Annotated in this window: 11 protein-coding genes and 3 pseudogenes; all 14 read right to left on the bottom strand. The window is 33.7% G+C overall.

All coding sequences use genetic code 11. The features are described 5' to 3' along the window. Positions 1-45: 45 nt before the first annotated feature. The gene (locus tag CJ263_RS04845) at positions 46-594 is read right to left on the bottom strand and encodes an ion channel (RefSeq protein WP_094996220.1); all 549 of its coding nucleotides are present in this window, start codon (positions 592-594) and stop codon (positions 46-48) included. Positions 595-1169: 575 nt separating this feature from the next. Further along, a pseudogene (locus tag CJ263_RS04840) lies at positions 1170-1717 on the bottom strand (DUF3347 domain-containing protein). Between the two features lie 22 nt (positions 1718-1739). Continuing rightward, entirely contained in the window at positions 1740-2192 is a 453-nt protein-coding gene (locus CJ263_RS04835; RefSeq protein ID WP_094996218.1) for a heme-binding domain-containing protein, read from the bottom strand. A 37-nt stretch (positions 2193-2229) separates the two neighbouring features. Then, a complete protein-coding gene (locus CJ263_RS04830) occupies positions 2230-3591 on the bottom strand; it encodes an APC family permease (RefSeq protein WP_094996217.1) in 1362 nt (453 codons plus the stop codon). 128 nt (positions 3592-3719) lie between these two features. Further along, entirely contained in the window at positions 3720-6026 is a 2307-nt protein-coding gene (locus CJ263_RS04825) for a multicopper oxidase domain-containing protein (protein WP_094996216.1), read from the bottom strand. Positions 6027-6058: 32 nt separating this feature from the next. After that, a complete protein-coding gene (locus CJ263_RS04820) occupies positions 6059-6892 on the bottom strand; it encodes a carbonic anhydrase (RefSeq protein ID WP_094996215.1) in 834 nt (277 codons plus the stop codon). Further along, complete coding sequence (locus CJ263_RS04815; protein ID WP_094996214.1) at positions 6885-7685, bottom strand: AlbA family DNA-binding domain-containing protein; 801 nt, start codon at positions 7683-7685, stop codon at positions 6885-6887. The genes CJ263_RS04820 and CJ263_RS04815 overlap by 8 nt, the downstream gene beginning before the upstream one ends. Positions 7686-7754: 69 nt before the next feature. Next, entirely contained in the window at positions 7755-8318 is a 564-nt protein-coding gene (locus CJ263_RS04810) for an AraC family transcriptional regulator (RefSeq protein WP_094996213.1), read from the bottom strand. Positions 8319-8605: 287 nt separating this feature from the next. Further along, a complete protein-coding gene (locus tag CJ263_RS04800; protein WP_094996211.1) occupies positions 8606-9019 on the bottom strand; it encodes an HYC_CC_PP family protein in 414 nt (137 codons plus the stop codon). Between the two features lie 61 nt (positions 9020-9080). After that, positions 9081-9672: pseudogene (locus CJ263_RS21220) on the bottom strand (type IV secretory system conjugative DNA transfer family protein); the annotation flags it as partial. 93 nt (positions 9673-9765) lie between these two features. Beyond that, the gene (locus tag CJ263_RS04790) at positions 9766-10287 is read right to left on the bottom strand and encodes a hypothetical protein (RefSeq protein WP_158657082.1); all 522 of its coding nucleotides are present in this window, start codon (positions 10285-10287) and stop codon (positions 9766-9768) included. 386 nt (positions 10288-10673) lie between these two features. Continuing rightward, positions 10674-10803: pseudogene (locus CJ263_RS21500) on the bottom strand (HYC_CC_PP family protein); the annotation flags it as partial. Between the two features lie 58 nt (positions 10804-10861). Next, entirely contained in the window at positions 10862-12076 is a 1215-nt protein-coding gene (locus CJ263_RS04785; protein WP_094996209.1) for a site-specific integrase, read from the bottom strand. Positions 12077-12676: 600 nt separating this feature from the next. Next, entirely contained in the window at positions 12677-13627 is a 951-nt protein-coding gene (locus tag CJ263_RS04780) for an alpha/beta hydrolase (RefSeq protein WP_094996208.1), read from the bottom strand. Between the last annotated feature and the right edge of the window lie 54 nt (positions 13628-13681).

Below are 13681 nucleotides of genomic sequence, written 5' to 3'. Positions count from 1 at the left end.
AATGTTGTAAGTTTTACTGTTTTTATACTGTTTTGTATTTAAAGATTATTTATTTACTCTGATTCTATTCACATTTGCGATACCAAAAACCAACACGAAAAATCTAAGTAATACCTCAAGTGTTACTAAAATTTTAGCTGGAACCGTTATTGGAACTATATCTCCAAATCCTACAGATGAAAATGTAATAAGGCTGAAATAGGATAAATCGAAAAATACCGAGAGTCCATTATTTCCAATGCTATTGTTGACTTTAAAATGAGTAGCGTCCAAAAATTGTAATACAGTAAAATCTATTGCAAACGAGAAAATAACCAACACAATCAAATATCCGAACAGCACCAATACGTGGCTCAAGAGATGACTTTGAGCAATTATTTTCATCAACTGATTAAAGGACAAGGCTATAATAAACCCAATTTTAATCAATGTTAAAACTAAAATTATAATTGTAACGTAAGACGCATCAAGACTAGGTATAGCATACAGTTCGACTACCGAAGCGATAAGCAGCACTAATAGTACATACTTTGAACCATAGAATAGCTGCCCATAAAACGCAGTTGTAGTTTCTATGTCTTTTTCTTTACCCATTCATTAATTTGTTAGCTATGATTTTTCATCATAGGTCTCTTCAATTATATTATTCTTTTAAACTAATATCTGTAGCACCAATGCACCGCCAATTATTGCTATTAATATTGCATACACTAAATAATTGAACCATTTTGCAAAAGAGCTCTTATTTTGGACTTTGCCATTATTTGTATTACAACAATCCTTCATTCACTTAACATATTTTTTGATTGTGATTAATAAACTGAAATCTTTATATTATACTTAAAAATGTGGGGCGAACTAGTATTAAACGATTAACCACTTAAGTCTTTCTTCTCATAAAATCAGATATTCTTTACTATTTTTTTTAAATAAACACATTGTGCCTAAAAAAAGAGAAAGGGTTTACTAAACCAACCAATGAAAAAAACATCCCTTTCTCTTATTAGGGCTTTAATTTGTGCCTGAATTGGGAAGGAACTAACACTAACCATCAATTATTTTTCCTTCCAAAACAGGACTTTTTAACTATTCAGATATCCTTATCATCAATCAACTTTCTGTTAATTAATAAACCAGAGTATTGAAAAGATTTCTATTCAAGGGACTATCTATTGAATAGTTTTTTGAACTTTTCCACACTTCAACCTTGAGCTTCCATAATAAGGATTTCTAATTTCGTGACTTGTGCTTAACCAAGCACTCCCTTTATCATACATTGGGCAAAATTGTTGGTACAATGTGCTTTTTGACCCTGTAATAGCTATCATATCAGTAATATCCTTACTCAAGATCTTAAAATGCTCTCTTTGGTGGTCTATGGCACTTTCAACAATATGTTCTGAGTGTTCCGTAGCATCTTCTATAATGTCGGTTAGCTCCTTTTGCTGATCTTTTGTGTAGCTACTTTTATCAAATGATTTAAGAGAGGCTACTAGTTTAGTGCCTGCTTGTGCGGCTTTTTTGGTGTCATCTCCTACTAGAGCATCTTTCAACATAAAATAATCAGCAAGAACTGCTTCTGTTTTGGCATCTTCCATTTTCATTTTACTATGATCCATTTCCATTTCTCCGTGATTCATTTTATCCTTTTCCTGTGCATTTGTAAAAAAACTGTTAACAATAGCATTGCTGCTATACTCATTTTTAAATTTTTCATTTTATTTTTATTTAATTATTGTTTATAAATTATCCTTTAATTGTGTGATAAAATTGATTATTTCATTCGTTTCTTCCTTTGAAAACTTTGCGTCTTTGTGAATTAAGGTGTAAGAATCCAAAGGCATTTCTCCGCTTTCTATTTGTTTAATAATTGATCGAAGTTTACTTTTCTTTCTTCGGTTTGATAATGAATCCCATTCGTTAAAATTAAGTTCAGCTTTCCCTTCTTTAATGTGACCTTCTAAAAACCAAGTAACAGGTTGTACTTTATTATACCAAGGGTATTGGGTGTTATTACTATGGCAATCATAGCAGGATACTTGTAACTTTTTTTGAATTGTTTCTGGTACATCATTTACCAGCATGAAATCGGTTCTTGGTATCGTGTCACTTTGATTGCGCATTGTGGGTACAAATTGGATGCCCACAAGTACAATTAATAACACAATGGCAATTCTTTTAAAAATCTTCATACTCCAAAAGGTTTATTAATTGATGTTAATTTTGTTTTTAGTTCTTTGATTTGGTGGTTTCCATTCCCATTTCCATATTACCTTCATTATCTGTATGCGACTTCATAAAAAGACGTTCCGCAACAAATATTAATATAATTCCAATTGCTGCAACTATAAGCACCATCGGATCGTTGAGATATTTTAAATATAGAAAGGCAACGAGTACGGCTATATCCATTACAATGGCTATTAACGGAATGATAGGTTGAAATTTCACATCCTTTTTTAAGTGGCGGAAAAGCCCCCAATGAATGGCTATATCCATTATAAGGTAAAAAATAGCTCCTATAGAAGCAATCCTCGTTAAATCAAACAAGGCAGTCAGTAATATGGCAAGAGAGGCTGTAAATATGAGAGCAGGATTCTTAAAGTTTCCTAGTTTTTTTAAGGATGGCACTTGTTTCATATTGCTTAACATTCCCAATAAACGAGATGCTGAAAACATACTCGCTAAAACGCCTGAAAAGGTCGCAACAATTGCTATGGCTATGGTAATCCATAAACCCCAATCTCCAAAGACAGGTTTTGCTGCCGCTGCCAAGGCATAATCTTTTGCCTTGATTATTTCAGGGATGCTTAAACCTCCTGCAACAGAAAGTGCCAATGCCACATATATAACAGTACAGATAAGAATAGAATATACAATGGATCTACCAAGGTTTTTATGAGGGTTTTTAATATCTCCACCTTGATTGGTTATTGTTGTGAATCCTTTATAAGCAAGGATTGATAATGCCAACGCAGCTACAAAGCTGAATCCTCGTGGCAACGCTTCGGAATTATTAGGAATATAATTCCCAGTAATATCTGCAATCCCAGAAATTATTAGGCCTGCAATGGCTAGCAACGCAATACCAGCAACCTTAATAATTGCTGTAAAGGTTGCTGTTGTTCCAATAACTTTATTACCTAAAATATTCAATATATAGGCAGTTACCAAAAGTAGAATACCGAGAATGGATGCATAGCCGGCAAAACTTTCGGGAAATAGCCGAAGCGTGTAAGCTCCAAAAGTACCGGCCACTAAACTTTCTGAAACCACCATTGAAACATACATCAACAGGGAAAAGACACCCGTTGTCGTTCCTGGGCCATACGCTCTATTGAAGAATTTAACAACACCTCCAGAGGATGGATATGCGTTAGAGAACTTTACATAAGAATATGAACTGAACCCTACCACAATGGCACCAGCAATAAAGGCAATTGGGAATAAATCTCCAACCAACTCAGCTATCTGGCCCATAAGCACAAATATTCCGGCACCAATCATTACACCTGTGCCTAGAGATATAGAACCGATTAGGGACAGTTTGTTATTTTCTTTTATGGGATTCTCTTTTTTAGGTTTTTTCATTTCGTTGATGTCTCAGGTTTTATTTTAAATATTTTTATTGGCAGTATATCTCTAAAATATTTACCAAGAAAGCAACGATTAGCAGTAGCACTGCCAATTTTGAATAATTGCTATGCATTTATAATTTATTAAAATCGGACAGACAAGCCAGCTCCTCCTCCAAAACGACTATCGTAACTCGCCATTAAAGAAAAATCTCTAGACAACATATACTCCGCACCAGCGCTCCATAAAGACTCACCACTAAAATTATTATTATTGGGCAAGGTATTTACCCATCCAAAATCAAAAGTATACTCATAGTACCCAAAAGCCAAAAACTTTTTAAATAACATAATACTCCTCCCAACACCAATTCTAGGACGTAATTGACTATCTATTCTAGCATCTAGAGAAAATAGATATGGAGTTAAAAAACGGATTCCTGCCACAGCAGTTGTATTAAAACTATCATAGCTATCAGGTGTTGCATTTTCTATATTAACACCACCAAAAACACTTAGATAGTCATAAAGGTATCTTTGATACGTAAATTCTGCCTCCATATTTTTGTTCCAACCAAACTCCGCACCTAGGTTAAATTGATTTCGAATATTAGAACTAACTAAGTTGATACGCCCTAAATTTGATGCAGCATCTACAATGCCCCAAGTATAAAATTTATCAGTTTCGGCAACGGCAGTAGACGCCGGAAATTCCTTCATTCGGCTGTCTCTTGGTGTCCCATAACTTACGACACGAGCCATTCCTGCTTCAAGATGGTATAATATATGACAATGAAAAAACCAGTCTCCATATTCATTACCATAAAACTCTATGGTAATCTTAGACATTGGCGGTACATTTACCGTATGTTTTAAAGGGGAATATTCCCCATTCTCATTAATAACCCTAAAAAAGTGACCGTGTAAGTGCATAGGGTGATGCATCATAGTAAGATTATTAAATGTAATACGAGTTACTTGATCGCCTTCAATCTTAATTTTATCTGCCTCTGATAGTGGTATTCCGTTTAAACTCCAGATATAACGTTGCATATTCCCAGTAAGATTCAGCAAAATTTCTTTAACAGGCACATCCTTATCGTATGAGGTTTTGTTGGGGGATTTTAAATAGTCATAATTATATTCTGAAAAAGCATTCATCCCTTTCATGGGACTCATTTTTGTTTCTTTATTCATATCCATTTTACCTTCCTTCATATTCATATTCATATTCTCCATGCCATTAGCAGGTTTTTCTACTTTATTATCCATAGGCATATTGCTCATTTTCCCCATAGATTTTTCGCCCTTCATTCCCCAATTTTCTGCCATTTTATAAGGTTCATCAATGTTTGGTCTATATTTTAATGCTGGTGCGCCCATTCTCATTTTCATTTTGGCAATCTTTTGCATTAAGGCAATTTTATCTGGTTTTGGAACTTCTGGGGCTGGATAGATTTTTCCACTTCCAAGAAAAGTCGATGCTGTACCAGACCCATCTTGCGCCGTGATTTTGAATTCTATTTTTCCATCTTGTGGTATGGTTACTATATAATCATAAGTTTCAGCAATACCTATGAAGGTCTTGTTATGCTTAACTGGCACTACATCTTTTCCATCTGCTGCTATCAAAATAGGGTCTTCACCGCCAAAAGTCATCCAAAACGAAGTTGAAGCTCCACCATCAATAACACGTAAACGTACTTTATCTCCAGGTTTAAACTCTGGGTGTTCAGAGGTTTGCTCACCGTTAATTAGAAACGCAGGATAATAAATGTCAGCTATATCTGCACTATTCATGCGCTGTTTCCAAAATTTTAGCTGAGCACCCAATGCCCCTCTGGCAATTACTTGATTTAAAGGTGTAGAAGTTCCTTTTCTTATATTAAACCACTCAGACCCTCTCTTTAAATAGCGCAGGACGGTTTTAGGTTTTTCATTGGTCCAATCAGATAACATTACAACCAATTCCTTATCATAGTCTAATGTTTTTTCTTTAGGTTGTATAACTATAGACCCATAAACCCCACTTTGTTCCTGTAAACCGGTATGAGAATGATACCAATAAGTTCCATTTTGTTTAATTGAGAACTCATAGGTAAACGTTTCTCCCGGCTCAATTGGTGGAGTAGTTATATAAGGTACTCCATCATAGAAGTTTGGCAATAATAATCCATGCCAGTGAATAGAGGTTTCAACATCCATATTATTTTTCACATGGATTATGGCATATTCACCTTCAATAAATTCTAGGGTAGGGCCAGGTATTTGACCATTAATGGTCATGCCCACAACATCTTTCCCTGCTTTATTTACAATCTGTTGATCGATGGTCAATGTATATTCATGTACAGGAAGATTTTCAACATTTCCTTCTACAGACATTTCATCGGTTTGTGCTTGTCCAATAAGTCCTGCACTTAGAAATAGCGTTAATAATAGTGTTCTCATAGTAAATAGTTTTAAAGATTAATTAGTTATAATTAGTTTGTCGCTAAAGGCATTATTTTATTAATTTTTCGATCATTCAAGGGTTGTATATCACGATAATTGTTTATTGGCATAGAAATACTTAGCATTTTTATTTGCTCTTCAGAAACACTAATGGGTTTTTCCAATACAAACCAATTAACCTTTTCTGTGCAAGGAGGTGTTGTTAATGAACCTCTATAATTATATAGTGCGCCATCAATACTTTCATTTAGTGCATAACTTAATTGTTGAGATTTATTTACGGTCTTTGTTTCTCCTTGTTTTAAAGGAAGGAACTGTCCTAAAAACTCAAAAGTTTTGCTGGGATCACCTTGTTGTGCCATTATTGCAAATACCAAATATTCGCCACTATCATTATCATAATGTACCATATGTAGCTCTAAGGGATAGCGAATTCCATTAATAGTATGCTCAGAAGGCGAATGAAAATGAAATTGTTTTAACAAATATTTTCCACCATCATAGGCCATCGTGTTTTCATTGGAAGTAAAGTTGTATTTAATTGTATGTCCATTATTTTTAACGGACTGAATATCCGTTGCTTTTTCATAATGAAAATCAGAAACTTTAATATCATTGGTAATTAGTTCAGAGTTAGTAGTATTAATATTTATTGGAGATTGATATTGACCACCGCAATCTGATTCCTTTTCTAGCTGAGTCCAAAATTCGGGTCCAGATTCACCTGAATAGCTCCACTGTTCAGTAGTTTTTTGTTTTGACAATTCTTTATCAGTATTTTCACTCTTTTTGTTTTTATTGGAATTATTGCATGAGATTAAAACTAAACTTATCAATGTGGTGATGGATAGTAATTTATTCATGTTTTCTAATTTTTAAATATTTAACGGTTTCCCTTACTGTAAGTGGGTTGGTTGAATTGCCGGTTCTTAAATAAAAAGTGGTTTTATTTGAAACGGACATGTAAACAGGTTCTTTAGAATTATTTATGCGTATGATGCATATAAATTCATCATTAATCTTATGAAAATCAACTTGGCACAAACTGCTAAATTCAGCGCCAATATAGGTAGCTATTATTTCATAGACCTTACGCTCGTAACCATCTGGATTTTTATGCTTTAAAGTGTTCATATCTTTTTGTAAACCAATAATATCCATATTATCCTCAACACCTATAATTAACTTACCTCCTTGAGCATTCATAAAACCAACTATGGTTTTTGCAATCACTAGCTCTAAATCCCTATTAGTTGTTTTTTTGAGAAAATCATACCTTATGGATGATTTGAATTCAACATAATTATTTTCGCCATTTTTAATGAGAATTAAAGCATCAGCATTTAAAATGCGGTGTTGTCTCTGATTGATGACCTTTTTATGGAGGATATTAAACCAGTATAGACCTGAGATTAAGCCAAAAATTATCCCAACCACAATAAATATATATGACATTGGAAGCATTTCAAAGGAAAATGTCTTTGATAAAATTACTCCCATCATACTTAATAGTTCATTGAATGTATATTTTTCTTGTGCGCATTCAAAACCATAGATAGCCATGGTTAAAGGATGCAGGATGAAATAAAAAACAAGTAGGCCAAATAATATATGGCTTGATAACACTTTAACTATTTTTGTTTTTTTTATAATCATAAAATTTTGGTAAAAATTATAAAAGTATTCCTATTGCATCATTAATGTTTATTATATATCATGAATGTTTTATCTTATTTTATCTAAGGGAGTTCTGACTCCTCGTTTTTCCTTATATTTTTTCATTGTATCACCAGTTTCCTGTTTAAATTGGCGTGATAGAGCAGAAAGGTTTTGGTACCCTAAACAATATGCTATTTCTGTAAAATTTAGCTCACCCATTTCAATAAGCTCTTTTGCTCTTTCTATTTTTATTGTTAAAGCATAACGCTCAACAGTATATTCAAATATTTTTGAAAAATTATCGCTAATAAAACTGTAACTTTTATTAATATGAGAATTTAGGTATGAGGAAAGTTTTGTGTTCAAATCGGAATTATATATATAATTTATGATCCATCTCTTTGTTTGCTCTCCAAGGATTTCATTATCGCTTGTTATTATTTCAAATTCATTCCCAACAATTATGTGCTCGATAATTGAACGATTTATTTTTTCAGGTCTATAATTGATTACAACTTTCCCTAATTGAATATCTAATACCTTGGCTCCTGTCGCGTTCAGCTCATTATTTAAAACTTTTAAACAACGGCTACAAATCATACCTTTTATTTTAAACTCTTGTGTTATCATATATGGACGTTATTTTTTTCTTCAGGCTCCTGACAAGAACAATCATCTTATCTGGCAAATAGTATTCAATAAATCTTGATAATATATGTTTGGCATTGACTGCTGCCGAATTATTTGGTATCAAATTTTTATCTCAATTGAGATTTGATATTACCTATTCTCTAAAAGCTATTGATCTTTTTTTAGTATTAAAACAATTTAATATTTGTATTGGGGGAATGTCTAAATACGGCAACTATCCTAACGGAAAATATCCATTGGATAATAAAAGATTAACAGTAAAAAAATCAAATTAAATAAGTCTCGTCAATTTTGTAGATTTGCCTGACGACCAGTGGGGGAGCGTAATCTCTATATAAGGATATTGTTTCCTTTAAACCTTCAAAAAGATTTATATAACTGTAAACAAATGATGCAACAAATATTTGTTGGTTGAAAGCAAGTGTATTAAAAGATAATTGTAATTCATCTTGACCGTCAAAACTTATTTGTTCGTCATTGCAGCAATCCTTTTTAGTAATGGAACAACCCTCAGTTGAACGATTTTCCATTTCCATTCCACAAGTACCTACCTTTGTAAAAATTGCAGAATCAACCAAAATACCACCACAATAGTGCGAATTTATGGTATACGACATTGTAGAAAGCAATACTACAATAGCTATTAAAAGGGATGATATTTTATAAAATATTTGTTTCATTAGTTTTGCAAATTTATAAAAAATAAAATAATTTATGTTAAAAAATTTGCTAAATCGAAAATCAGTTCAGTCTAAAAACGGATTTAATCTCTCTATAAATCCGTTCAAAATTGAGATTTAATTCATCAGTTGTGAAATGTTGATGAAGATTTGGTATTTTTCTTTTAATCGCTTGTAGTTTAAATTGAACTCTTTTATCCTCGCCATCAGCAAAAGTTATAAACTCGCCTTGTTTCAAACGAAAGAAAACATCTGCTCTACGTTTAGAAACTTCTTTTTCGCCTGTGGTAATCCGTGTATCAAATTCAGGTTATGAGCAAATCATTCTGTATTTTGTCCTGTATCACATAGATTGCAGCAATATCATAGCTTCCTAACGTAGCCGGAATACGGTGCATATTTAATAGTTTGATGGTTGGGGCTTCTTCCATCATTAAAAATGACGACTGTTTACCTCTCACGCTCATTTGCTTGATGACTGTTTGTATAATTGCAGCGATGATAGGCGAGTAAGCAGATTCGTATTTGGGATGGTTTACGATGGTTATAACAGCAGGATTATCTTTGTTGTTTATGTTCAAGGATACTTCATCTTTCGATAAGGCCATAAATAATTGTTGTGTACTAATTCGTTTTAGCACATTTGCCAGCGATTAATTGCTGTATTTTTTTGTTTTATACAATTTAGCAGATAATTAATTTTAAACCCAAAGTTTTTTTTAATTGCTTTCAATCAATTACAATGGCTATAATTTGAAGGCCAATCCAAGGCCAATAGTAGTAGTACTATAACCATCAAATCGCTGGTCATAAAAAAGTGTAGGCATCAAATAAAAGTCGGTACCAATCTCATATTCGTATTCTAAGCCTATACGTGCCAAACCAAACGATTCATTTTGCTCCACCTCAATCCCTGGTCCCACAGTCAAAACTAAACTGTTGGATATATTGTAGAGTGCATCTAAAGTAAATACAAGCGGATATTTCCGCTCGATTTCTTCATTATTATTGCGGCGCACAACCACAAAATTGTCAGCCCTAATATCACTATGTAGTCCTATACCCAATTTATGATTTAACCTATAACCTATGTTCAGTCCCCAAGAAGGAACAAAAAGTTGGTTGCCCTTCCCATTGCTACCGATGTAAGTGTGACTTATAACGCCAGAGATGTGCCACCTTTTTTCAAATGATTCACTTTCATTTTGTGTATTTGTCTGATTCTGTTCTTGTGCTGTAACAGTGATACTATATAGCAGCAATAGCATAATGGTAATTGAAATTTTAAACATATTATAGAAGTTTTATAGGTATAGATTATTTAAGTTTCCCAAACGAGATTAGCAATTGATTTTTCAGGTCTGTAACATACTGAAATAATATGAACTGCTTTTATTTCCTCCAATTTTACATTTTTTTCGATATATTAAATCTTTTAAATTGTTTTTTTTACAATCATAAAATTTTGGTAAAAGCTGTAAAATTATTCCTATTGCATTATTAATATTTATTATATATCATGAATGTTTTATCATATTTTATCTAAGGGAGTCCTGACTCCTCTTTTTTCCTTATATTTTTTCATTGTATCACCAGTTTCCTGCTTGAATTGGCGTGATAACCCTTATAGATTATTATACCCAAGAGTACCTATCTTTTTAAAAATTGCAGAATCAACCAAAGTATCACCACAATAATGTATATCAATAGTAAATGACATTGTAGAAAGAAATACAACAATAGCTATTAAAAAAGGATGCTATTTTATAAAATATTTGTTTCATTAGTTTTGCAAATTTACCAATTAATCGCTGGCAAATGTGCAAATATTGAAATGGTGTTCTAGAAATTCACAACACTATCCAAAGCATCATCGGCTTCTTTATGAATGAAATTTGCCTGATAGTTCAATGTAGTTTTCAAATCGCTATGACGATATAGCTTTTGAAGCATTAACGGATGTATTGCATCCCCAGCGATATTTCCAAAGCTATGACGCGCTATGTGCATAGTTATATGCTTATTAATTTTAGCCTTTTTAGAGATTGATTTTAAATTGTCATTAAACTTTTTAGTAGCTGTTTTCCTCTTATTGTAAATATCTTTAGCATCATCTAGATTGGCTTTTTTCAATTCAGGGAAAACAAAATCATCATCATTTCTTTTATCGTCTTTATATTGGTCTAGAATCTTTAGTACTTTTTCTGGAATTTTTAATGATAGAAGCTTTGCGTTTTTATGCATTCTATAATGCAGCCTGTTATCATAAATGTCCGACCATTTGGTTCGTAAAACATCAGATACCCGCATACCTGCAAAATTGAAACTAAAAAGCCAGACATTTCTAGTATGTTCTTCAGAAGGTTTAAGGTTTATCAAATTTTCAATTTGTTGAATCTCTAAAATATTTAGCCCTACTTTGGTGGTTTCAGGAAATTTGATTTTGATTTTATCGCCGCCGAACGGATATAATTCTCTGCTTACAATTTTGTATTTGATTGCTCTATTAAATAATAGTCTTACAAATACCAAAATGTTCATTATTGAGGTTTCTGATAGAGAGTACTTAACTTTTAAAGTTAACATCAGTTTTTTAAGAAAACGTTCATCAATTTCTTGAAAAGACAGTTGCTTCGAATTGTGATATTTTATAATAAAGCTCAACCACGCTTTATCAGTAGATAAACGATTTAGCTTTTCTGTACTTTCTAAATCGTCAAGATGCTCTTGTGCTAATTCAAAGAATGTAGCATTGATGCCAGAGGAATATATTTCCTTCTTAATTTGATTGGCAGAAGCATCCTTATGTTTGGATTGGAGCGTAATAAGGGCATTGTTTAGTTCAGAAAGTTTCGAAGATAACAAATTGTTCAATTTTTTGAAATTTATGTGTGATTTCTTAACCCGAATATTCTTTTCATCCCAATCTTCCAATTCAATATAGTGACCTATATATTGGTATGTTGAGCGACGATTTTTTGTGATACGTATAGCAAGAGGATACAAGCCTTCTTTATTAGGCTTTTTGCGAAGAACTATTTTTGCGTTTGATGACATTGTTACCTGTTTTTAGCACGAAAGTCAAATCAGGTACAACATTTGGTCTTAGAACCAGTATAAAGATACGATTTTATTAGGTTCTTTGGGTACAACATAGGTACAACAAATGCTGAAATCAATTGATATTAGATGATATCAAATAAAATGTGAAATCACTTAAACAATTGGAAATGAATTACTTTGCTATTGTTTGGGCAAATGTACGCTAGACTTAGGATCTAGTGCCGCAAGGTGTGAGAGTTCGAGTCTCTCCGCCTGTACTTATTAAAGCTTCTTGGAAACAAGAGGCTTTTTTTATTGAACATTCCTTAATGAAGTTAGAAATGAAGGGGAGACGAGAAGTTCATGCTGAGCGCAGTCGAAGCAAGTCTCTCCGCCTGTACTTATTAAAGCTTCTTGGAAACAAGAGGCTTTTTTTATTGAACATTCCTTAATGAAGTTAGAAATGAAGGGGAGACGAGAAGTTCATGCTGAGCGTAGTCAAAGTAAGTCTCTCCGCCTGTACAAAGGGAAAAGCCGACTTTTTATAAGTCGGCTTTTTTATATTGACTGGAATAATAGCCAATTTAGTTATTGGATATTCAATATCTAATAACCTTATTTTTCCGCTGTCATTTCCGATTGAAAACCATTGACGTCCAACCAATGTATAAAGGCATCGAACCAACGATTGCTTGTACGGTTCGGGTTTCCTAGGCCAAATCCATGTCCACCATTTTGATAGAGATGGAATTCCACAGGAATCCCAGCCTTAAACCATGAATCAATAATCCCAAACTGACCCCTAAAAAGGAAGTCATCACTAGCTATTACATTGAACATTGGTGGGGCATTCTTAGGTACCTCAACAGGTCCCATACCACCATAAATTGGGCCTATAAAAGCTAATTTCATAGTTTTTGAATTAAGCGTTGAGTGCATAGTAAGTCCGGCCCCTGCTGAAAATCCTATCATCCCTATTCTATTGGTGTCAACGCCCCACTCCTTAGCACGATCTACAATCATGGCGTATGCAGCCTCCGCATCCTCAAGTTGGTTGGAAAGGTCCCTTTGTACAGGAGGTGCAGGTGCTTCTTCCTTTTTTTCACTCGAGTTTTCAGCTGGCGCAGGCGCAGGAGGACGTGGACGGTTCATCCAAGCCGTAAAATCATCAAGCGATTCTGCTGTAGGGTATAGACGATATTTAAGTACAAATGCAGCGTAACCCTGTTTTGCAAGTGCCTCCGCTACTTCCCATCCTTCGTTACCCATGGAAAGCCATCTAAAACCACCACCAGGTGCTACAATTACCGCTGCTCCGTTCGCTTTGCCTGGTTCTGGAAGAAAAGGGGTCAAAGTGGCTTTTGTTATATTTCTTGCCATGGGGTCGCCCCATTGTTTGAACCAAGATTCTGATGCGGGTTGGTCATCCACACCACCTGTGTTGAGTGGAATGGCATTTGGCTCCGAAGGAGCATCAAGTGGATAAATGGTTCCATCTTGTGCGAAGGCTGATATGGCAAAGAGCGATAGCATGCCTAGAATTGCGAATTTAAATTGGTGTAACATAGTGTCTTGTTTTAATGAGTTTAATTTATTTTAATGTTGCTATTTGATTTTCCT

The sequence above is a fragment of the Maribacter cobaltidurans genome (genome assembly GCF_002269385.1).
Classification (GTDB): Bacteria; Bacteroidota; Bacteroidia; order Flavobacteriales; family Flavobacteriaceae; genus Maribacter; species Maribacter cobaltidurans.
The sequence above is the reverse complement of the archived record's forward strand: the minus strand, read 5'-3'. Positions and strand labels throughout refer to the sequence as shown.